Origin of the sequence: Rhabdothermincola sp. (genome assembly GCF_036846205.1) — a bacterium.
Lineage (GTDB): Bacteria > Actinomycetota > Acidimicrobiia > Acidimicrobiales > Acidimicrobilacustridaceae > Rhabdothermincola.
This window is the reverse complement of record NZ_DAIUCK010000057.1, coordinates 1-20,267: the sequence shown is the minus strand read 5'-3', so window position 1 is coordinate 20,267 and position 20,267 is coordinate 1. Positions and strand designations below refer to the sequence as shown.

Sequence of the window (20,267 nt, the reverse complement as noted above, 5' to 3'; positions counted from 1 at the left end):
CCTTCTCCGAGGCGGCCTTCTTGCCGGTGGGGGCGGGGGTGGTCGGCTTCACGACCTTCTCGGTGACCGGCTCGATCGCCTCGAGGATGGCGAGCACGAAGTCGTGCGAGACCTTGAGCATCCGGCTGGCGAACTCGAACTGGTTGTCGACCAGCTCCCGGGCGGTGGGGAGCTTCTCGGTGATGGCGTCGGTGGGGAGCTCGGGGATGCGCTCGTCGACCGTGTCGACGGCCTTGCGGACGGTCTCGACCACCGGCTCCTGGAACGAGGTCACGCTCTCGACGACCTTGTCCTGGAGTTCGGTGAGGCGTTCGATGACGGTGGACATGGGGGTGCCTCCGGTTCAGGCCCGTGTGGCGGGCGGCGGTCTGGTCAGCGGAGCGAGCGGAGGTCGCCGCTTGCTGGGCCGACCGATGTGCTAAGTAGATCAAGCATTGCTCGATTCGTCAACCCTCTGCTCGCGATTGCAAGCGTGATAGTCGTCACAGGCGAGTCCGCCGGCCGGACGCGGGATCGGGCGGTGGTGGCCACCGGTTCGACGGGTCAACCCCTGCGGTTGTTCGCCTCCACGTAGCTGCGGTACACAGCGAGCAGGGACTGGCGTTGCTCCTCGGTGAGATTGGGGTCGGCCAGGATCGCCCGCTCCGTCTCCGCGACGGTGGCCACGCCGGTGTCGCCGAGGAGCCCCGCCCGGGCCAGCAACGCGTCCAAGGGGAGGTTGAGCGCGCCGGCGATCGCCTTCAGCACCCGCATCGACGGCTCGTGCAGTCCGCGCTCGAGCTGGCTGAGGTACGGGTTGGAGATGTTGGCTCTGGCGGCCAGGTCTCGCAGGGACAGCTGCGCCTGCTGGCGTTGGGAGCGGATGAACTGCCCCAGTGTCTCGAGCTGTTCGCGGATGGCGTCGTCGGCGCGAGTCATGGGATCTCTCGGCTCGCGCCGGCGACTGCGCGCCGGATGTCGGGCTCGATGAACACTCGCTGGGCGGTCGGGACTGCGCTGCGGATGTCCTGCTCGACGGCGTCGATCGCCTCCGCGAGCTCGCGCATGGTCAGCGTGCCGTCGAACTCCACCTTGACGGCGACGAGCAGCTCGTCGGGGCCGAGGTGTTGGGTGCGCAGGCTGATCAGGTGGCGCACCGTGGGGTGTGCGCCGATCGCGGAGCGGATGGCCTGCTCGTCTTCGTCGCTGGCGGCCTCGCCGATGAGGAGGCTCTTCATCTCGATGGCGAGCACCACCGCGATGACCAGGAGCAACGCGCCGATCGAGATGGTGCCCAGCCCGTCCCAGAGCGAGTTGCCGGTGATCGCGGCCAGCACGATCGCCGTGAGCGCCAGCACCAGGCCCACCAGCGCGCCGAGATCCTCCAGGAGCACCACCGGCAGCTCGGGCGATTTCGAGCGCCGTACGAACGCCACCCAGCTCGCGTCGCCCTTGGCCGGTCGCGACTCGACGACCGCGGTGCGGAAGGAGAACGTCTCCAGCACGATGGCCACCAGCAGGATCCCGATGGCCCACATCGGGGACTCGAGCTCGTGTGGGTGGCGGAGTTTCTCAATGCCCTCGTAGAGAGAGAACACCCCGCCGAGCACGAACAGCACCTGGGCCACGATGAACGACCAGAAGTACCGCTCACGGCCGTAGCCGAACTGATGCTCGTCGTCCGCCGGCCGCCGGGCGCGGGCCCCGCCGAGCAGGAGCAGCGCCTGGTTCCCGCTGTCGGCCACCGAGTGGATGCTCTCCGCCAGCATCGACGACGCCCGGGTCACCAGGAACCCGATGAACTTGGCCATCGCGATGCCCAGGTTGGCGAGAAGGGCCGCGAGGATCGCCTTGCGGCCACCGGAGGAGGCCATGGGCGGGTTTTAGCCGGTGCTCAACTGCTGGCGGGGGAGATGCCGGTCGCCTCGGGCCCTCGGTGCTCGTGGAGGACCACCGAGGCCAGCCAGGCGCCGATGGCGAGCGACGCCGTGGCGCCGGGGCTGGGCGCATTCAGCACATGGACCGAGCGAGGGGTCACCTCGATGGCGAAGTCGTCGACGAGGCGGCCGTGATCGTCGACTGCCTGCGCTCGTACCCCCGAGGGCGCGGGGGTGAGGTCCTGGGACCTGATGTCCGGGACCAGCCGCCGGAGATCGCGCACCAGCAGTCGCCGGCTGGCCGAGCGGGCGATCTCGTGCAGGCCGGTGCGCCAGTGGCGGATGGCGAGGCGCCACACCGCGGGGTCGGAGGCGAGCTGGGACAGGTGGCCGATCGACCGGTCACGCCAGCGGTAGCCCTCGCGGGCGAGCGCCAGCACCGCGTTCGGCCCGCCGTGCACCCGCCCGTCGATCCCGCGCGTGAGGTGGACCCCGAGGAACGGAAAACGCAGGTCCGGAACGGGATAGATCAGGTGGCGGACGAGGTGGGCCCGCTCGGGGATCAACTCGACGTACTCACCACGGAACGGCACGATCCTCACTGCTGGTTCGAGGCCGGCCCGGCGGGCCAGCACGTCGCTGTACAGCCCCGCGCAGTTGGCCACCTGCCGACCGCGCAGCTCGCCGTCGCTGGTGTGCAGGACCACGTGGGACGCCCGCTCGTCGAGCGACTCGACCGCGCAGCCCAGCCGGAGCTCCACCCCACTCGCCTCGAGGTCCTGTGCCAGGGCATGGGTGACCGTGCGGAAGTCGACCACCCCCGCCGCGGGGACGAAGATCGCTTCGAGGGCCTCCGCGTGCGGCTCGTGCTCGGACAGGCCCCGCCGGTCGAGCCGGACGATCCGCAGGCCGTTGCGCTCACCGCGCTCGTGCAGGGCGCGAAGTGGCTCGAGGTCATGCCGCCGGGTGGCGACGATGACCTTCCCGCAGTGTTCGATCGGGATGCCCACCTGCTCGCAGTAGACGGACAGCTCGGCCCGACCGGACGCGCACAGCCGGGCCTTGCGGGAGCCGGGCCGGTAGTAGATGCCGGAGTGCAGCACGCCCGAGTTGCGCCCGCTCTGGTGCCGGCCCGGCTCGGTCTCCTTGTCGAGGACCGTGATCGTGAGGTCCGGTCGGGCCCGTCGCAGCGCTCTCGCCGTCGCCAAGCCGACGATGCCGGCCCCGATCACCACCACATCGGCGTCGGTGGGCATCGACCGTCAGTGCCGGTACCGAGCTCGTGATGCCTCGATCTCCGCCCAGGCGGCGTCCCGCCCCTCCCAGTCCGCGATGAGCGAGTACTTCCCCGGCTCGAGATCCTTGTAGATGGTGAAGAAGTGGCGGATCTCGGCCAGGAGGTCCTGAGAGAGATCGGAGATGTCGGCGGCCTTCCGGAAGCGGGGGTCCCTGGGGTCGACGCAGATGATCTTGGCGTCACGGCCCTTCTCGTCCTCCATCCAGAGCACGCCGACCGGCCGGGCGGTCACCAGGCAGCCGGGGAAGGTGGGGTCCTCCAGCAGCACGAGGGCGTCGAGCGGGTCCTCGTCCTCGGCCAGGGTGTCGGGGATGAACCCGTAGTCGGTCGGGTAGACGGTCGCCGAGAACAGCCGGCGGTCGAGGCGGATGCGCCCGGTCTCGTGATCCATCTCGTACTTGTTCCGGCTCCCTTTCGGGATCTCCACGATGACGTCGATGAGGTTGGGATCGTCCATCGCAGCATTGTGGCCTCGACAACCGCATGGGGTGGACCCGGTGGCTCGGGACCCGCCCAGGGGGGCATCCGATGTCCCGGTCCACCATGCTTGAGCCGTGATGACCGGACTCGCGCTCGTCGTCGCCGGATGGATCGGTGGATGGCTGCTCGTGTGGCGGTTGCCCTGCTTGACCGCACCGGAGTCTGAGGCGGGATCGGGCCGCCAGTCGGCAGCCCTCGATTGCAGCGTCATCGTGCCGGCGCGCAACGAGGAACGATCGCTTCCCACCCTCCTGCACTCACTCGAGGCTCAGCGCCCCCCTCCTCGGGAGATCATCGTGGTCGACGACCGGTCCGAGGACTCGACTCGCTCCGTCGCCACGGAGTTCCCGGGGGTGACCGTCCTGGCCGGTGAGCCGGCACCACCCGGATGGACGGGCAAGACGTGGGCGTGCTGGCAGGGAGCGCGAGCGGCGCGCGGGCGGGTCCTGGTCTTCGTTGATGCGGACGTGTCGTTCGGGCCAGGCGCGCTGGCGCGGGTGGTCGCGAGCTGCGAAGCGAGGGGTGGGCTGTTCTCGGTCGTTCCGTACCACCGGGTACTGCGAACCTACGAGCAGCTTTCCGCACCGTTCTCGGTCATTGCCCTGATGGGAACGGGTGCCGCGGGTCTGGGTCGGCGGCAGGTGCACGGGGCATTCGGTCCGTGCCTGGCCTGCCGCCGAGACGACTACGTGGCGCTCGACGGGCATCGGGGCGTGCGCTCGGCGATCGTCGAGGACGTCGCGCTCGCCGAGCGCTTCGACGCAGCCGGGCTGCCGGTGAACGTGGTCGGCGGCTGCCGGCTGGTCTCGTACCGCATGTATCCCTCGGGTCTCGGTCAGCTGGTCGAGGGCTGGTCGAAGAACATGGCTGCGGGCGCTCGTTCGGTGCCGTGGGGCCGGCGTCTGCTGATCGCCGCCTGGGTCGGCGGGTCGTTGGTGTCGCTCCAGCTGCTGGTGCAGGCGACCGCGACGAGATCAGCGGCCACCACCATCGCGGCGGTCGCCACGTGGGGCGGGCTCGCGGTCCAGCAGCGGGTCATGCTGGCGCAGCTCGGGTCGTTCCGGTGGTGGGTGCCGGCGCTGCACCCGCTGTTCACGCTGTTCTTCGTCGCGGTGTTCGCACGGTCCGCCTGGCTCACGCTGGTGCGCCGCCGGGTGCGATGGCGTGGCCGTGAGGTGCCGGTCGGCGGCCGCGGTGAGCGGCAGGTGGAATCCTGATGCACCTCGGTGGGCTGCCCCTCGGTTGGTTGGTGGTGATCGACTCGCTGGTCTGGGCGGCCGCCAGCGTGATCGTCGGGCTGCTCGCGCATCGGGCCCCACTGACCCGCCTCGACCGGGACGGTGCGTTCACGAGGCTGCGCGGCTTCGAACGCGACGGGCGCTGGTACGAGCACCGGCTGCGCATCAAGCGCTGGAAGGATCACCTCCCCGAGGCCGGTGACGTCTTCGCAGGCGGGTTCTCCAAGCGTGCGCTCCACGGGACGTCGCCGGCCGAGCTTCGGCGTTTCATCGCCGAGACGCGCCGGGCCGAGCTCACGCACTGGGTGCTGCTGGCACTCGGGCCGGTCTTCCTCTTGTGGAATCCCTGGTGGTTGGGGGCAGCCATGGTCGCCTACGCCGTCTCGGCCAACGTTCCGTGCCTCCTCGTCCAGCGCTACAACCGGGCTCGGCTCGAGCGGGTGCTGCGCCGAGCGGGCGAGATGCCAGAATGCCGGCCGTGAGGAGGGAGAAGCTGGCCACCGTCGACGCTTTCGTGGTGTTCGATCTCGACCACGCCGAGACCTCGTGCGGCCTCGTGCGGCAGGCACCCAAGATCCTGGTCGACGGTGCGGCCCTGCTGGCTCGCTCGCAGACCTACCAGTTCGCGTCGTTCGAGATGCAGGTCGGGGGCGCCTCCGCAGGCATCAACACGACCTCCTCCGAGCGCCAGGTGGCGGTGGATCGTTTCGTCGAGGAGATCCGGCCGATGGTCGCCGACGGCCGCTTCCTCCCCGACCCGGGCAAGGGGGTTACCGCCGGCGATCTGAGCCCGTTGCGGGCCGTCGACCCCCGCGACGCACGGTACTTCGAGCTGCATGACCCACTCGTGGCCCTCGGCCTCGCCGAGGCCGGCACGGCCGCTCTCGGCGGGCTCGACGGGCGCACCGCCGCGGTGGAGTGCTTCGACTCCGGCGGGCCGCTGCTGGTGCGCGAGCTCGCCGAGCGCGGGGCCAGGGTGGTCGCGGTCGGCACCTCCTCGGGTGCGGCGTGCTCACCGGAGGGCTTCGATCCCGCGCAGGTCGCCGGATGCTGGGACCAGCACGGCCCCGACCTGGTGGCTCAGCTCGGTCCACCGGTCACCCCGGCTTCCGAGCTGCTGGCCTGCGAGGCCGATGTGCTCTACGTGGGCTCCCGGGCCGGGGTCCTCGATCACGTGGGAGCGCAGCAGGTGCAGGCGGGAGCTGTCGTGCCGACCGGGCCGGTGCCGGTCACGGCGAAGGCCCTGGCCGTGCTGCGGCGGCGGGGGGTGACGGTACTACCGGACTTCCTCACCACCGCGGGCGCCGTCTTCGCCGCCCACCCCCCACCCGGCCACGATCTGGCCGAGATCCGGGCGGACGCGGCGCGCCGGGTCGCGGGGGCGCTCGGCGAGGTCCTCGGCCACGAGGACGGTCCCCTCCTCGCCGCGTGCTACCGGGCGGAGGCGTTCCTCCGCTCCTGGTGCCCGGTCCTGCCCTTCGGCCGACCGCTGGCCTGACCCGCCAGAGGCGGGAACCTCCCGGTCTCGGCGCGTACGCTCCCCGCCATGCCTGGCTCCGAGGAGATCGCGGTCGTCTGGTTCCGCCGCGATCTACGGCTGGATGACAACCCGGCGTGGGCCGCGGCCACCTCCGAGCGGCGGGCGGTCGTGCCGCTGTTCGTGGTCGATCCCCGGCTGCTGGACGCGGCCGGCCCATTTCGGCGCCGCCAGCTGCTCGCCAGCGTGCAGGCTCTGGACTACGACCTCTTCGAGCGGGTCGGTGGGCGGCTCCTGGTGCGTATCGGCGACCCGGTGGTGCTCGTCCCGCAGACCGTCGCCCGATACCAGGCCGGCGCTATCTACTGGAATGCCGACGTCAGCCCCTTCGCGGCCCGTCGCGACCAGGCGGTGGCGAAGGCGCTCGACGCTCCGGTGCACACCTTCCACGGCACGCTCGTCCACCCACCCGGCTCGATCCTGACCAGCAAGGGGTCTCTGTCGAGGGTGTTCAACGCTTTCTTCAAGGTGTGGCGCCGCACCCCCCTCGATCCGTGGCCGGCGCCTGGCGACGCGGTGGTGCTCGACCATCCGGGCCAGCCGCTGCCCGCGCTTGACGGGCCTTCACCGTTTCCCGAGGGTGAGCTCGAGGCTCGTACCCGCCTGGAGGCGTTTCTCGCGATCGTCGACCGCTACGACGCGGACCGGGATCGACTCGATCGGCAGGCGACCTCCCGGTTGTCAGTCGACCTCAAGTACGGCACGTTGTCCCCGCGTGCCGTGCTCGACGCGGTGGGTGACGCCACTGCCGGCCGTGAGGCGCTCGTGCGCCAGCTCGCCTGGCGGGACTGGTTCGCGCACCTGCTGGCGGAGATCCCCTCCCTGCCGACCCGGGAGATGAAACCCCGCTACACGGGCTTGGCGTGGCGTGATGATCCGGTGGAGATCGCCGCGTGGAAGGGCGGGTTCACCGGCATCCCCATCATCGACGCCGGCATGCGGGAGCTGCGCCAGACGGGGTGGATGCACAACCGGCTCCGCATGCTCTGCGCGTCCTTCCTGGTCAAGAACCTCCTCGTCGACTGGCGGATCGGGGAGCGCCACTTCCGCCACCTGCTCGTCGACGGTGACGTCGCTCAGAATGTGGGGAACTGGCAGTGGGTGGCGGGCACGGGGCCGGACGCAGCGCCGTACCATCGCATCTTCAACCCCGTCACCCAAGGCCGGCGCCACGATCCCGACGGCAGCTACGTTCGCCGCTGGGTGCCGGAGCTGGCTCCCCTCGACAGCTCACAGATCCATGCCCCGTGGGAGGTGGATCCCGCGGAGCTGGCCCGGCGGGGGGTGACCCTCGGCGACGACTACCCGCACCCCATCGTCGACCTGGCCGAGAGCCGGGCACGAGCGCTGGAGGCCTACGCCGAGTTGCGCGCCGCCCGGAGCTGATCCGACGGTCCTACGAGGCGATCCCCCGGCTTGCCGCCTCCTGCACCGCACGGCGGCTGATCGACCGGGGCGGGAATCCCGCGGCGGCACGCTCCTCCTCGGATTCGCCGCCCCAGAAGCCATTCTCCCGATTGGCCCGAGCGGTCGCCCGGCACTCCGCGATGACGGGGCATGTCGCGCACACGCGCCGCGCCGACGCCTCGCGACGGGCTCGCCGCTCCGGCCGCTCACCTGCGATGCCGAAGAACAGGCCGGTCTTGCCTTTGCACGCGGCCAGCGCCATCCAGTCGTCGGTGGCGGGTGGGAGCCCGACCATCGAGCTTCGCTCCTCGGTCATCGTCACGGCCCGGCAGCTCGCTCGCGGTTCCCCGGCGGAGCGCACCTCACTTCCAGGGGGCTGGGTCGCTGCACGGCCCGGATGGATCTCATCGGGCGTGGTCCCTTCCCCGCCCGGCAGCGGTCCAGAACTGGAGAACCAGAGACCTGCGGGCTCGGAGCGGCGGTAGGCGGTCAGCCGGCCAGGAGGCGGGTGTAGGTGAGCAGCATGGCGGCGCGGGCCTGCTCGATGGTACGTCCCGTGCTGCGCAGCGCATCCCAGCAGGCCCAGCCTCCGGCTGCGGCAAGGGCCGCCATGGTGGTGGACCGTTGCTCCTGGTCCAGCCGATCGAGCTCGCGTCCGAACACCGCCTCGATCCGATCCTCACTCAGTTGGTTGAACGCCGCCCTGGCGCGGCGCAGCGCGGGGGAGAAGGGCTCCTGGAGCAGCGATGCCCGCCGCACCGGCGTCATACGCTCCAGCACCCGGCTGCGCTCGAGCACGAACCGGGCCACGCGCTCCTCGAAGGGCAGCTCGGATGGGATGTGCTGCACCATGGCGGCCATGCGCTCCGCCTGGCGTTCAGCCGCGGCGCGGTAGAGCGCTTCGAGATCGCCGAAGTGGTGGTAGATGAGGCGTTGGGAGATACCCGCTCGTTCGGCGATGCGGGTGGCCGTGGGTTGCAGGTGGCCTTCGTCGAGCAGGGTGAGCAGCGCCTCGACGATCACCGCTCTGGTCCTCGTCGCTCGAGCGCTCCGGCCGTTGGTGGAGACCTGCACGGGCGCCTTCATGTCGCCATCTTGCCAGGCCCGGACCGTCCCGCCTCCGGGAGCGGCCCACCTAGGCTGGCGGGGTGACCGTGTACCTGGTCGGCGCAGGGCCCGGCGATCCGGGGTTGCTCACCGTGCGAGGCGCCGAGCTGCTCGCTCGGGCCGAGGTCGTCGTGTACGACCGCCTGTCGGCGCCGTCGTTGCTGGAGCTGGCGCCACCCACCGCCGAGCTCATCGACGTCGGCAAGACGCCCGGGCGGGCCACCTGGTCGCAGGCCGCGATCTGCGCGCTGCTGGTCGACCGGGGGATGACCGGCGCCCTGGTGGTGCGTCTGAAGGGTGGCGATCCCTTCGTATTTGCTCGGGGCGGGGAGGAGGCGCAGGCCCTGCTCGACGCCGGCGTGCCCTTCGAGGTGGTTCCGGGGGTCTCATCCGCAATCGCGGTTCCCGCGTACGCGGGCATTCCGGTGACGATGCGCTACTCGTCGACCTCCTTCACGGTGGTGACCGGTCATGAGGACCCGTCCAAAGCCAGCGAGGTGGACTGGGAAGCGGTCGCCCGGGTAGGGGGCACGATCGTCATCCTGATGGGGGTGGCACGGCTGGGGGCCATCGTCGATCGCCTGCTCGCGGGCGGCGTCCCGGGGGACACCCCGGCGGCGGCGATCCGGTGGGGGACCCGGCCGGATCAGCACACCGTGCGGGCCACGCTCGCCACCCTGACCGAGCACCGGCTCGAGCCCCCGGCGACCATCGTGGTGGGCGCGGTGGCCGGGCTTGACCTGACGTGGTTCGAGCGCCGTCCGCTGTTCGGACGGCGCATCGTGGTCACCCGGGCTCGCCGCCAGTCCCCGGCACTGGTCACCCGGCTGCGCGAGCTGGGCGCCGAGCCCATAGAGGTACCCGTCATCGACGTCGTCGATCCCGAGGACGGCGGCCGCGCGCTGCGCGCCGCGCTGGCGAGGATCGCGGAGTACGACTGGTTGGTGGTGACCTCGCCGAACGGGGCCGCGCGGGTGCTGGCCGCCGTGCGAGACGCTCGGGTCCTGGCCCCCGTGCGGGTGGCCGCGCTGGGGCCGGGCACGGCGGAAGCCCTGCGGGAGGGCAACGTGGTCGCGGACCTGGTGCCGGAGCAGTTCGTGGCCGAAGCGCTGGTCGACGCGTTCCCGCGGCCTACCTCCGATGATCACGGGCGGGTCCTGATCGCGCGGGCGGCGGTGGCCCGGGCGGTCCTCCCCGAGGGGTTGGCGGCTCGTGGGTGGTCGGTCGACGTGGTGGAGGCCTACCGGACTGTCGCCATACCGGTCGACGACACGCGGCGGGCGGAGGTGGCCACCGCGGACGCCATCACGTTCACCTCGTCGTCGACGGTGGAGCGTTTCGTGGAGGCCCTGGGCGTGGACGCGGTTCCGCCCATGGTGGTCTGCATCGGTCCCGTCACCGCGGCGACGGCGCGGGCCTGCGGACTGCGGGTGGACGCGGTCGCCAGCGAACACAGCATCGACGGGCTGGTGGAGGCGCTGGTCTACCACGCGGGCCGCGGGCGCTGATCGTGGCTGCGAGCCTTGGGTGGCCGAGCGTGGAGGGCTCCGCAGCAGGGGAGACGTAGGCTGGCCGGGTGAGCTTCCCCCAACGCCGCCTGCGGCGCCTCCGCCGGACCCCGGCCTTGCGCCGACTGGTTGCCGAGACCCGGGTCACGGTCGACGATCTGGTCGCGCCGCTGTTCGTGCGGGAGGGCATCGACGAGCCACAGCCCATTCCTTCGCTGCCGGGTGTGGTGCAGCACACCCGGGATTCGCTGCGCAAGGAGGTCCGTGAGCTGGCGAGCCTGGGCATCCCGGCGGCGATCCTCTTCGGCGTGCCGGCCCGCAAGGATGCGCAGGGGTCCGCGGCATGGGATCCCGACGGGATCGTGCAGGTGGCGCTGTCCGATCTGCGTGACGAGGTGGGCGACGACCTGGTCCTCATCACCGACCTCTGTCTCGATGAATACACCGATCACGGCCACTGCGGTGTCCTCGACGGCGCCGGGCGGGTCGACAACGACGCCACGCTCGAGCTGTACGCCGAGGTGGCGCTGGCTCAAGCCGGTGCCGGGGCTGACATCGTGGCCCCGTCGGGCATGATGGACGGCCAGGTGGCCGCCATCCGGGATGCGCTCGACGACGGCGGGCACCACGAGGTGGCGATCCTCGCCTACGCGGCCAAGTTCGCCTCCGCCCTCTACGGCCCCTTCCGCGACGCGGTCGACGTCACGATCGCGGACGGGGGGGACCGCCGTGGCTACCAGCAGGATCCGGCGAACGCCCGCGAGGCCATGGAGGAGATCCGCCTCGACGTGCTCGAGGGGGCCGACATCGTGATGGTGAAGCCGGCGATGGTCTACCTTGACGTCATCTGCCGGGCCCGGGCGGAGATCGACCTACCCATCGCGGCCTACCACGTGTCGGGCGAGTACTCGATGATCCGGGCCGCCGCCGCCAACGGCTGGATCGACGCCACGGCGGTGGCCCTCGAGCAGCTCGTCGCCATCCGCCGGGCCGGTGCCGATCTCGTGCTCACCTACTTCGCTCGGGAGATCGCTGAGGAGCTGGCCGGCTGACATGGCCTCGAATGCGGAGCTGTTCGATCGCGCCTGCCGAGTGATCCCCGGTGGGGTGAGCTCCCCGGTGCGGGCGTTCGGATCGGTGGGCGGAACCCCGTATTTCGTGCACAAGGCCGAGGGTCCACACGTCTGGGACGTCGAGGGCAACCGATACGTGGATCTCGTGCAGTCCTACGGGGCGATCATCCTCGGGCACGCGCACCCCACCGTGGTCGACGCCATCCTGTCGGCGGCGGCGGACGGGACCTCCTACGGCGCCCCGACCGAGCGGGAGGTGCTGCTGGCGGAGGCGATCGTCGAGGCCGTGCCCTCCGTCGAGAAGGTTCGGCTGGTCAGCAGCGGCACCGAGGCGACGATGACCGCGCTGCGCGTCGCTCGGGGGTTCACCGGACGAGACCGGGTGGTGAAGTTCGCCGGCAACTACCACGGGCACTCCGACGCCTTGCTGGTGGCGGGGGGCAGTGGGGTGGCGACGCTGGGCCTGCCGGGGTCTGCGGGGGTCACCAGCTCACAGGTGGCCGACACGCTGGTGGTGCCCTACAACGTCGTGCCCGAGCTGGACGAGACCGTGGCGTGCGTGATCGTGGAGCCGGTGGCCGCCAACATGGGCTTGGTCCCGCCGATGGACGGCTTTCTCGAGGGCCTCCGGGCGGAGTGTGATCGGGTCGGTGCGCTCCTCATCTTCGACGAGGTCATCACCGGGTTCCGTCTCGGTCGTGGGGGCGCACAGGAGCTGCTCGGTGTGGCCCCCGACCTGACCTGCCTCGGGAAGGTGATCGGTGGTGGCTTGCCGATCGGTGCGTTGGGCGGTCGCGCCGAGGTGATGGACGCGCTCGCCCCGGTGGGCCCCGTGTACCAGGCCGGCACGCTCAGCGGGAACCCCTTGGCGACCGCCGCAGGCTTGGCTGCGCTGGGGATGCTCGGGCCAGCGATGTACGAGCAGATCGGCGCCTCGGCCGAGCAGCTGGCGAGCGGGCTCTCGGAGGCACTGGCCGATGCCGGGCTGCCCGCGATCGTGCCGCGGTTCGGCGGCCTGGTCGGGCTGTTCTTCGGGCCCGACGCGCCGCTCGACTACGACGGGGCGAAGCGCACGGACGAGGAGCTCTACGCAGCCTTCTTCCACGAGCTGCTCGCTCGGGGCGTGGCGATCGCACCGGGTGCCTACGAGGTGCTGTTCCCCGGCGTGGCGCACACACCGGAGCTCGTCGATCGGATCGTCGAGGTCGCGCACGAGGCGGCGCTCGAGGTCGCCCGCCGGAGGGGATGAGGGCGATGGCGGACGCCGGCGCCGACGAGCCCACGGACGCGCTGGTCCTGTTCGGCGCGACGGGTGACCTCGCCCGGCGCAAGATCTTCCCTGCCGTTTACGAGCTGGCTCGGCGGGGGGTGGTCGAGTTCCCGATCGTCGGGGTGGCGTCGTCGTCGTGGAGTGATGATGACCTGCGGCGGGCGGCACGCGAATCGATCGAAGCCCATGGCGAGATCGACGAAACCGTGTTGTCCCGACTGGCTGATCGGCTGTGTTACGTGAGCGGGGACTACCGAGAGCCCTCGACGTTCGACGAGCTCCGGCGGCGTCTGGACGGCGCCCGCCACCCGCTGTTCTACCTCGCCATCCCACCGGCTCTCTTCGACGACGTGATCGAGGGCCTCCACCGGGTCGGCGTCAACGAGGGGGCCAAGGTCGTGGTCGAGAAGCCGTTCGGTCGGGACCGAGACAGCGCGCGGGCGTTGAACGAGGTGCTGCGCCGGGCGTTCCCCGAGGAGGCGGTGTTCCGCATCGACCACTTCCTCGGCAAGGACGGCATCGAGAACCTGCTGGTCTTCCGCTTTGCCAACTCGATGCTCGAGCCGATCTGGAACCGCAACTTCATCTCCAACATCCAGATCACCATGGCCGAGGACTTCGGCACCGCGGGACGGGCGAAGTTCTACGACACCGCGGGGGCGATCCGCGACGTGGTGCAGAACCACCTGCTCGAGATCGTGGCCCTGTTGGCCATGGAACCGCCGGTGGCGGCCGACGCGGACGCGTTGCGCGACGAGAAGGTGAAGGTGTTCCGCCAGATTGAGGCGTTCGACCCGGTGTCGGTGGTCCGCGGCCAGTACCGGGGCTATGCCGATGAGCCGGGCGTGGCCCCGGGCTCGGACACCGAGACGTTCGTGGCGCTGCGCTTCGAGATCGATTCGTGGCGATGGTCGGGAGTGCCGTGGCTCATCCGCACCGGCAAGCACCTCCCGGTGACCGCGACGGAGGCCATCGTCGAGTTCAAGGCGCCTCCCCGCATGTTTTTCGGTGACGCCGCCGCTGCCGTCCCGCACCCCAACCATCTGCGCTTCCGTCTGGGGCGGGTCGGTGGGATCCTCCTGCAGGTGCACGCCAAGACGCCGGGCGATCGGCTGCTCACCCACGCGGTCGACCTCGAGGTGACCGAGGAGCGGCTCTTCGGCACCCCGGAGGAGCCCTACGAGCGGCTGTTGGAGGACGCGATGGAAGGCGACGCCCGCCGCTTCGGGCGGGCTGACAGCGTTGATGAGCAGTGGCGGATCGTCGACGACCTGCTCAAGTGGCCGCCGCGGTTGCGCCTCTACGACCCCGGCACGTGGGGGCCGCCCGAGGCCGAGGCACTCGCCGCGCCGTTCGGCGGCTGGCACGAGCCGTTGGTGGACTGACGCCCTCCGACCCGCTGAGCGGCCACCGGTCCGGGCTCAGCTGCGCTCGGGGATCACCCGGGCGATGGCCGCCGCCGCCCGATAGGCCATCTCGGCGGGACCCACCTCGTCGTCGCGCAGCAGGTTGGCCATGATGCGCAGCACCCACTCCATCAGGGTTCGTGACTGCATGCCGGCCCGGGTCAGTTCCCTCATCAGTGCCGGCTGGCCGATCACCTTCGCGAACAGCCGCGCCACCTTGAAGTACAGGCCGTACTCCGCGTCGAGCATGCCGGGGTAGCGCTGCAGCGCCATGCCGTCCCCGGTGGTGAGCGCCTCGTCGAGCAGGCTGGCGGCCAGCCGGCCGGTCTCGTATGCGTAGTCGATCCCTTCGCCGTTGAACGGGTTGATCGACCCTGCGGCGTCGCCGACGACGATCCAGGTCGGGCCCACCTTCGGTTCGATCGAGCCTCCCATGGGGAGCCGCCCACCGGTCGGGGGGCACGTCGCGGTCTCGGGGGAGATGCCCCAGTAGACGGGCGCGGTGGCGGCGAACTCGTCGAGGATGTGCGTGGTGTTGACCGACTTGAAGTCCCGGAAGGTCGACAGCAGGCCGATGCCGACGTTGATCTCGCCGTCGCCCACCGGGAAGATCCAGCCGTAGCCCGGCAGCGAGTTGCCGTTGCGGTCACGCAGGTCGAGTGAGCTCTCGATCCAGGGGTCGTCGTGGCGCGGGCTCTCGTAGTAGCCCCGGATGGCCATGCCCTGGGGCCAGGAGCGTCGGCGTGACGTGCCGAGTGCTCGGCCGAAGCGCGAGTTCGCGCCGTCGGCGATGACCACGTAGCGGGCACGCACCTGCTCGGTGACGTCACGCTCGGCATCCCGGACCACCGCTCCGACGACCAGCCCGTCGCGCAGTAGCGGTTCGAGTGCTTCGGTGCCGGCCCGGAAGGTCGCGCCGGCCTTGACCGCATGGTCCGCGACGAGTTGGTCGAGCTCACGCCGGCGCACGACGTACCCGTAGGAGGGGTACGAGGGATGCTCGGGCCAGGTGAGCTCCAGGGTCACGCCGTGAGCGACGGCGCGCAGCCCGTCGTAGCGGTGGTACCCCGCGAGCTGCTCGGCCAACCCCATGTCGGTGAGCTGGCGGACCGCCCGCGGGGTGAGCCCATCCCCGCAGGTCTTGTCGCGGGGGAAGGTCTTCTTCTCGACCACCACGACGTCGTGGCCGCGTTGGGCGAGCCAGTAGGCGCTGGCGGCTCCCGCGGGGCCACCGCCGATCACGAGGACGTCGTGGCGATGGTCTGCGCTCACGCCGGCCAGCGTAGGGTCGCAGGGTCGGGGTAGCTCCACGCGAGCGGGCTGACCCGCGATCCCCACATCAGGGGAGGTGCGCCTAGCGGCCCGAAGGCTGCCCCGGTTCGGCCGGGGAGCCCTGGGCGATCTCGATGGTGAGCTTGCCGGAGGCGTCGAGCAGCGGCTGGCCATCAGGGGTCACGAGCTGGCCGGCGGCATCGAGATAGGGCTTGCCGTTGCTGGTGAGCCGGGTCCCGTCGGGGCCCGCAGCCTGCCCCTCGAGCTTCTCGCCCGAGAGGGTCTCGCGCTCGTGGCGCACCACCGCGAACAGCTCGGTGTCGGTGAGCACGTCACCGAAGGCGGGCATCTTGTTGCCGTTGTAGGAGCCGGCGATGTGCTGGCCGCCTTCGCGGTTGGGGTCGCCGTAGCCGTTGCCGATGCCGATGCCGTCGGAGCCGATGGCGACGAACTCGAGCATGGACTCGATGTCGGGGAAGGTCTTGAGTACCTCGCCCCCTGCCAGCGGGCGGCCGACACCGCCGCCTCCGCCACCACCGTGGCAGCTCGCGCAGCGGGCCGCGTAGACCTGCGCGCCGAGGTCGAGCTGGCTGACCTGGCCGACCTTTGCCGGGGAGAGGGACCCCGCGTAGAGGATGGCCCACACCGGGAGGATGGCCAGCACCGGCATGGCCCAGAACGGGATGCGCTTGCGGGTCAGCGCCGCTTCGACGTAGGGGGGTAGCGGCGCCGGCGGGGCGGGCTCGACCTCGGCGGGCGCCGCGGCCGCGGGTTTCGCCGCAGCAGCGGGGGTGGCGGGCTCGACCTCGGCACCTGCGGCCGGCTGAGCAGGGGCTGCGGCCTCGCCTCCTCCCTCGCCACCGAGTCCGAGCGCGGCACGGCGGTCTCGAGAGCGCTTGAGCAGGTGCTCCGGTACTTCGGTCACGGCGAAGCTCCTCGCGGGCTGGTCTGCGGCAGGCGTGTTCGGTGCCGTTCTCGTGCCCGCTCATCGACTCGGGAACGGAACCGCGTCACCCTACGCGATGCACACCGCCGAGAGCCAAGTGCACGAGGGCCCCGGACCAGCCCGCGGTCGATGTGCTCGCTTCGGCGGGGGCGTGCTAAACACAGTCGTCACGCGCTCTGCGCTCCCCGGCTGATCCGTCGAGCGCAGAGGCCCCACTAGTATTGTGAGAAGTTTCACGAGCCGGGCTGACGAGGAGGTCACCACGAGGTGGTTGCGTTCGTTGGATCGCTTCTGGTGACCGCCGCCCTCGTGGCGTTGGTCTTCCCGGTGGCCAAGCGACGGCCGCCGGGCACGCCGACCACCTGGGGCGAAGCGATCGTGGCGGGCGTGTACGTCTTCGCCATCATGTTCTGGGTCTACGGCATGGTGCCGCACCTGTGGCTCACCTGGGCCGACAACGAGCTCAACTGGCGGCCTGACAACCTCGTGTACGGGCCCGGCGACATCCTCAAGCCGCAGGCGCTCGGGGGGTCGCTCCCGTTCACGCTCAACTACCAGGTGATCCGCGACCTCATCGTCGTGGGCATCTACGTGGTGTTCCTCGGTCTCAACATCTTCCTGTGGGCGTGGTGGAACGATCGCTCCAAGCGGGCTGAGGCCGCCGCTCGCGAGCTCGCCACGTCCGACTACGGCCGGCCGCTGGTCAGGAAGGGGTGAGGGTATGGCCAAGACCGACGCCAACCCACCGATGCCCGAGTTCCGTGACGACTACATCCTGCAGGAGGTCGACGCAGCCTGGTTGTCGAGAGCCGTCAAGCCGAAGCAGTTCATCCACATCGACCAGTCCGAGTGCATCATGTGCGAGGGCTGCGTCGACATCTGCCCGTGGAAGTGCATCCACATGGTGCGGCCCGATGCCATCGCCGAGGCTGTGGGCACCGAGCAGCCGGGCACCGACCCTCGTGACCACGTCATCTTCACCATCGACGACGACGTGTGCACCCGCTGCGCACTGTGCGTGGATCGTTGCCCGACCGGGGTCATCATCCTGGGCAAGATCGGTGATCCTCCCGCGGAGGGCGATCCGCACCAGCGTACGAACTCGCACGGCTACGGCTACGGGATGCGACTGGGGTAGGGGGCGATGACGGCAACGAGCGAGCGCACGTACGACGGAGCCCGAGGAGACAGGGAGTAACCGTGGCCAAGACGATGGGTCGACCGGGCGAGAGCAAGATCGCCAAGAAGGTCTCAGACCTGACCGATCAGGTGCAGGGCTCCCAGGCGTGGAACGCGATCTTCCGGCCGGGTTCGGTGTTCCGCAAGGGCTACACCGACAGCCCCCGTAACCGCTCGTACGTGATCATGAACAGCGTGCTGTACCACCTTCACCCGGTGAAGGTGAAGCGGCATGCGGTGAAGGTCAGCTACACCCTGTGCCTCGGTGGTCTGAGCTTCTTCCTGTTCATCCTGCTCACGATCACCGGCATCTTCCTGATGTTCTTCTACCGGCCCACCGCGGCACAGGCGTGGAACGACATCTACACCCTGCAGACCTCGGTGACCTTCGGGCTGCTGGTCCGGAATATGCACCGGTGGGGAGCGCACCTGATGGTGCTGTCCGTCTTCCTGCACATGGCGCGGGTCTTCTACCACGGCGCCTACAAGCCCCCCCGCGAGTTCAACTGGGTGATCGGGGTGATCCTGCTCACGCTCACCTTGCTGCTCTCGTTCACGGGCTACCTGCTCCCGTGGGATCAGCTTGCGCTCTGGGCCGTCACCGTCGGCACGAACATGATGGGCTACACGCCGGTGTTCGGTGACCAGGTCCGGTTCGTGCTGCTCGGCGGTCGTGAGATCGGCACCGACACCCTGTTGCGGTGGTACGTGCTGCACGTGTTGTTCGTCCCGTTCGTCACCGTCATCTTCCTGGCCATCCACTTCTGGAGAGTCCGCAAGGACGGCGGTATCTCCGGGCCCCTCTAGGCCGACAGCGAGTTGTCATGACTGAGATCCCCGAGCACCTGCGCAAGCGAGCGGAAGCCGCCCGGCAGAAGGCCGCCGAGAAGAAGGCGGCCGAGGCCGGCGCGGAGCCGGCCGCCCCTGAGGCTTCCGCCACCGCCGGTGAACCAGCCGGCGGCGGCAAGATCCCCGCTCACCTGCTCGAACGCAGCCGGGCCGCCAAAGCCCGCACCGCGGGCACCGGCGCTGCTGCCGAGGCCGGTGCGCCCACCGCAGCCGCGGCGGCCGCCGTCGCCACCGCGGCCCCACCTCCCGCGGCCACCGGTCCCGGTGGTCACACCCAGCGGCTGCTGACGGTGGTCAAGGCGGGGTCCATCCAGGACGTCAAGGCCACCCCGCAGGACAAGGTGCATGTGTGGCCGCACCTGCTGGCCGTCGAGTTCGTCGCCGCGCTGGCGATCACTGCGTTCACGTTGCTGTTCTCGATCTTCGTCGACGCCCCACTGCTGGAGCTGGCCAACGTCAACCAGACCCCCAACCCCTCGAAAGCGCCCTGGTACTTCCTGGGCCTGCAGGAGCTGCTCACCATGTTCCACCCGATGGTCGCAGGGGTGACCATCCCGGGCATGGGCATCTTCTTGCTGATCCTCGCTCCGTTCATGGACCGCAATCCCAGCAACAAGCCGGAGGACCGCAAGTTCGCCATCTCGCTGTTCACGGTCCAGCTGATGTTCTGGGCGGTGCTGGTCATCATCGGCTCGTTCTTCCGGGGGCCCGGCTTCAACTTCGTCGCCCCTTGGACTGAGGGACTCCACTTCGAGCTGTGATGGTCGTCGCCGCACACCGCCGTAGCCCGAGGAGCTCGTCATGAACCCCCTCGTCATCGCCGTGCCCGTCGTCGTGGTGCTCGCACTGGTCCTGCTCGTGGCCGCCGCGAGACGGCGCGATACCGACGAGGCGACCGGCCTGCTCTCCCGCGAGACCCTCAAGCGGGACCGTGGGGAGCCGGCTGTGCTGGCCGGAGCGACCCGCACGACCGGTCGTGAGGTCGAACGGTCGGTGGAGGTCGAGCGCCGTGGGGGCGGAGCCGAGCTGGTGACCGCGGGTGCTGCTGATCTTGCGCCGTACGTCCCGCCCGATCCGGACACCCTGGGAGTCACCCGCCGCCAGTTCTTCAACCGCAGCATCGTGCTGTTGATGGGCCTCGGACTCAGTGGCTTCGGCGCTGCAGTGCTGGCGTTCCTGTGGCCCCAGCCCAAGGGCGGCTTCGGCTCGAAGATCCGCGTCGGCAACGTCGCGGACATCAAGGCCGCGGTCGACGCCAACGACGGCTTCTACTACGTGGCCGAAGGGCGGATGTGGATCACCAACTACCCCGAGGCCGCCATCGACAAGGCGAAGGCCGTCTACCCGCAGCCCGTGCTCAACAGCATGGAGGCCGGCCTGGCGGTCCTCTACCAGAAGTGCCCGCACCTGGGATGCCGGGTGCCCGACTGCAAGACCTCCCAGTGGTTCGAATGCCCCTGCCACGGCTCCCAGTACAACCAGGCGGGTGAGAAGAAGGGCGGCCCGGCCCCCCGGGGCATGGATCGGTTCGTCACCGAGGTCACCGGTGGGGTGCTCACGGTCGACACCGGCACCGTCATCCAAGGGCCGCCGATCGGCACGAACACCACCGGCCAGGAAGCGGAGGGTCCCCACTGCGTCACGGGTGGGGGTGGAGGTCACTGATGGAGGTCCTCTCCGGCCAGATCGTCCTGGCCAACACGCAGCGAGCGATCGGCTACGTGATCGCGGTCATCCTGTCGATCGGCTTCGTCGTCGCGGTCGTCGCCAACATGCGCAAGGGCCGCCGCGAGGTCGGCTCGGAGATCGAGCTCGCGGCGAACCGCAAGCCTTACTACGACG

The 20,267-nt window shown here is 70.3% G+C and carries 21 protein-coding genes and 1 pseudogene; 13 read left to right on the top strand and 9 right to left on the bottom strand.

What is annotated here, in order from left to right:
• From V7004_RS09745 to V7004_RS09725, 5 genes and pseudogenes are all read right to left on the bottom strand, one after another.
• Positions 1–328: pseudogene (locus V7004_RS09745) on the bottom strand (hypothetical protein); the annotation flags it as partial.
• Positions 329–543: 215 nt separating this feature from the next.
• Positions 544–918, bottom strand: coding sequence for a helix-turn-helix domain-containing protein (locus V7004_RS09740; RefSeq protein WP_334143654.1), 375 nt, complete (start codon positions 916–918; stop codon positions 544–546).
• Positions 915–1,853, bottom strand: coding sequence for a cation diffusion facilitator family transporter (locus V7004_RS09735; protein WP_334143653.1), 939 nt, complete (start codon positions 1,851–1,853; stop codon positions 915–917). The genes V7004_RS09740 and V7004_RS09735 overlap by 4 nt, the downstream gene beginning before the upstream one ends.
• Positions 1,854–1,873: 20 nt before the next feature.
• A complete protein-coding gene (gene lhgO, locus V7004_RS09730; RefSeq protein WP_334143652.1) occupies positions 1,874–3,112 on the bottom strand; it encodes an L-2-hydroxyglutarate oxidase in 1,239 nt (412 codons plus the stop codon).
• 6 nt (positions 3,113–3,118) lie between these two features.
• Positions 3,119–3,610 carry an inorganic diphosphatase gene (locus V7004_RS09725; protein WP_334143650.1) on the bottom strand — a complete coding sequence of 164 codons (492 nt, stop codon included), beginning with the start codon at positions 3,608–3,610 and terminating at the stop codon, positions 3,119–3,121.
• A gap of 100 nt (positions 3,611–3,710) precedes the next feature.
• Here V7004_RS09725 and V7004_RS09720 point away from each other — a divergent pair, with 100 nt between their 5' ends.
• From V7004_RS09720 to V7004_RS09705, 4 genes are read left to right on the top strand one after another with little or no spacing between them, the layout of a single operon-like run.
• Positions 3,711–4,850, top strand: a complete 1,140-nt coding sequence (locus V7004_RS09720; protein WP_334143649.1) for a glycosyltransferase — start codon at positions 3,711–3,713, stop codon at positions 4,848–4,850.
• The gene (locus V7004_RS09715; RefSeq protein ID WP_334143648.1) at positions 4,850–5,353 is read left to right on the top strand and encodes a hypothetical protein; all 504 of its coding nucleotides are present in this window, start codon (positions 4,850–4,852) and stop codon (positions 5,351–5,353) included. Before V7004_RS09720 ends, V7004_RS09715 begins: the two co-directional genes overlap by 1 nt.
• Positions 5,350–6,369 carry a hypothetical protein gene (locus V7004_RS09710; RefSeq protein WP_334143647.1) on the top strand — a complete coding sequence of 340 codons (1,020 nt, stop codon included), beginning with the start codon at positions 5,350–5,352 and terminating at the stop codon, positions 6,367–6,369. Before V7004_RS09715 ends, V7004_RS09710 begins: the two co-directional genes overlap by 4 nt.
• A gap of 48 nt (positions 6,370–6,417) precedes the next feature.
• Positions 6,418–7,794, top strand: coding sequence for a cryptochrome/photolyase family protein (locus V7004_RS09705; RefSeq protein WP_334143645.1), 1,377 nt, complete (start codon positions 6,418–6,420; stop codon positions 7,792–7,794).
• 10 nt (positions 7,795–7,804) lie between these two features.
• Here V7004_RS09705 and V7004_RS09700 read toward each other — a convergent pair whose 3' ends face one another.
• A complete protein-coding gene (locus V7004_RS09700; protein WP_334143658.1) occupies positions 7,805–8,131 on the bottom strand; it encodes a WhiB family transcriptional regulator in 327 nt (108 codons plus the stop codon).
• A 173-nt stretch (positions 8,132–8,304) separates the two neighbouring features.
• Positions 8,305–8,901 carry a TetR/AcrR family transcriptional regulator gene (locus V7004_RS09695; protein ID WP_334143644.1) on the bottom strand — a complete coding sequence of 199 codons (597 nt, stop codon included), beginning with the start codon at positions 8,899–8,901 and terminating at the stop codon, positions 8,305–8,307.
• Positions 8,902–8,963: 62 nt separating this feature from the next.
• On the opposite strand from V7004_RS09695, the gene cobA reads away from it, so the two are divergent.
• The 4 genes from cobA (at position 8,964) to zwf (ending at position 14,158) form a co-directional block, all read left to right on the top strand.
• Positions 8,964–10,430, top strand: coding sequence for a uroporphyrinogen-III C-methyltransferase (gene cobA, locus V7004_RS09690; protein ID WP_334143642.1), 1,467 nt, complete (start codon positions 8,964–8,966; stop codon positions 10,428–10,430).
• Positions 10,431–10,498: 68 nt separating this feature from the next.
• Positions 10,499–11,482: a porphobilinogen synthase gene (hemB, locus tag V7004_RS09685; RefSeq protein WP_334143641.1), complete on the top strand. Its 984-nt coding sequence runs from the start codon at positions 10,499–10,501 to the stop codon at positions 11,480–11,482.
• A gap of 1 nt (position 11,483) precedes the next feature.
• Entirely contained in the window at positions 11,484–12,752 is a 1,269-nt protein-coding gene (hemL, locus tag V7004_RS09680; RefSeq protein WP_334143640.1) for a glutamate-1-semialdehyde 2,1-aminomutase, read from the top strand.
• Positions 12,753–12,757: 5 nt separating this feature from the next.
• Positions 12,758–14,158, top strand: a complete 1,401-nt coding sequence (zwf, locus tag V7004_RS09675; protein WP_334143638.1) for a glucose-6-phosphate dehydrogenase — start codon at positions 12,758–12,760, stop codon at positions 14,156–14,158.
• Between the two features lie 36 nt (positions 14,159–14,194).
• On the opposite strand, the gene V7004_RS09670 is transcribed toward zwf, so the two are convergent.
• Complete coding sequence (locus V7004_RS09670; RefSeq protein WP_334143637.1) at positions 14,195–15,451, bottom strand: geranylgeranyl reductase family protein; 1,257 nt, start codon at positions 15,449–15,451, stop codon at positions 14,195–14,197.
• 82 nt (positions 15,452–15,533) lie between these two features.
• Positions 15,534–16,376: a c-type cytochrome gene (locus V7004_RS09665; RefSeq protein WP_334143634.1), complete on the bottom strand. Its 843-nt coding sequence runs from the start codon at positions 16,374–16,376 to the stop codon at positions 15,534–15,536.
• A 315-nt stretch (positions 16,377–16,691) separates the two neighbouring features.
• On the opposite strand from V7004_RS09665, the gene V7004_RS09660 reads away from it, so the two are divergent.
• The 5 genes from V7004_RS09660 to V7004_RS09640 all read left to right on the top strand — a co-directional run bounded on the left by V7004_RS09660 (position 16,692) and on the right by V7004_RS09640 (position 20,090).
• The gene (locus V7004_RS09660) at positions 16,692–17,114 is read left to right on the top strand and encodes a hypothetical protein (protein WP_334143633.1); all 423 of its coding nucleotides are present in this window, start codon (positions 16,692–16,694) and stop codon (positions 17,112–17,114) included.
• A 4-nt stretch (positions 17,115–17,118) separates the two neighbouring features.
• The gene (locus tag V7004_RS09655) at positions 17,119–17,535 is read left to right on the top strand and encodes a 4Fe-4S binding protein (protein ID WP_334143631.1); all 417 of its coding nucleotides are present in this window, start codon (positions 17,119–17,121) and stop codon (positions 17,533–17,535) included.
• 62 nt (positions 17,536–17,597) lie between these two features.
• Positions 17,598–18,383 carry a selenite/tellurite reduction operon b-type cytochrome ExtP gene (extP, locus tag V7004_RS09650; RefSeq protein WP_208029043.1) on the top strand — a complete coding sequence of 262 codons (786 nt, stop codon included), beginning with the start codon at positions 17,598–17,600 and terminating at the stop codon, positions 18,381–18,383.
• A 17-nt stretch (positions 18,384–18,400) separates the two neighbouring features.
• Positions 18,401–19,186, top strand: a complete 786-nt coding sequence (locus V7004_RS09645) for a menaquinol-cytochrome c reductase cytochrome b subunit (protein ID WP_334143629.1) — start codon at positions 18,401–18,403, stop codon at positions 19,184–19,186.
• Between the two features lie 40 nt (positions 19,187–19,226).
• On the top strand, positions 19,227–20,090 hold the full coding sequence (locus V7004_RS09640; protein WP_334143627.1) for a QcrA and Rieske domain-containing protein: 864 nt from the start codon (positions 19,227–19,229) through the stop codon (positions 20,088–20,090).
• Positions 20,091–20,267 lie beyond the last annotated feature (177 nt).

Bases quoted from the DNA above. Each gene is read 5' to 3' on its own strand.
- V7004_RS09740 (WP_334143654.1), bottom strand. From the start codon at position 918: ATGACTCGCGCCGACGACGCCATCCGCGAACAGCTCGAGACACTGGGG.
- V7004_RS09735 (WP_334143653.1), bottom strand. From the start codon at position 1,853: ATGGCCTCCTCCGGTGGCCGCAAGGCGATCCTCGCGGCCCTTCTCGCC.
- lhgO (WP_334143652.1), bottom strand. From the start codon at position 3,112: ATGCCCACCGACGCCGATGTGGTGGTGATCGGGGCCGGCATCGTCGGC.
- V7004_RS09725 (WP_334143650.1), bottom strand. From the start codon at position 3,610: ATGGACGATCCCAACCTCATCGACGTCATCGTGGAGATCCCGAAAGGG.
- V7004_RS09720 (WP_334143649.1), top strand. From the start codon at position 3,711: ATGACCGGACTCGCGCTCGTCGTCGCCGGATGGATCGGTGGATGGCTG.
- V7004_RS09715 (WP_334143648.1), top strand. From the start codon at position 4,850: ATGCACCTCGGTGGGCTGCCCCTCGGTTGGTTGGTGGTGATCGACTCG.
- V7004_RS09705 (WP_334143645.1), top strand. From the start codon at position 6,418: ATGCCTGGCTCCGAGGAGATCGCGGTCGTCTGGTTCCGCCGCGATCTA.
- V7004_RS09700 (WP_334143658.1), bottom strand. From the start codon at position 8,131: ATGACCGAGGAGCGAAGCTCGATGGTCGGGCTCCCACCCGCCACCGAC.
- V7004_RS09695 (WP_334143644.1), bottom strand. From the start codon at position 8,901: ATGAAGGCGCCCGTGCAGGTCTCCACCAACGGCCGGAGCGCTCGAGCG.
- hemL (WP_334143640.1), top strand. From the start codon at position 11,484: ATGGCCTCGAATGCGGAGCTGTTCGATCGCGCCTGCCGAGTGATCCCC.
- zwf (WP_334143638.1), top strand. From the start codon at position 12,758: ATGGCGGACGCCGGCGCCGACGAGCCCACGGACGCGCTGGTCCTGTTC.
- V7004_RS09655 (WP_334143631.1), top strand. From the start codon at position 17,119: ATGGCCAAGACCGACGCCAACCCACCGATGCCCGAGTTCCGTGACGAC.
- V7004_RS09645 (WP_334143629.1), top strand. From the start codon at position 18,401: ATGACTGAGATCCCCGAGCACCTGCGCAAGCGAGCGGAAGCCGCCCGG.
- V7004_RS09640 (WP_334143627.1), top strand. From the start codon at position 19,227: ATGAACCCCCTCGTCATCGCCGTGCCCGTCGTCGTGGTGCTCGCACTG.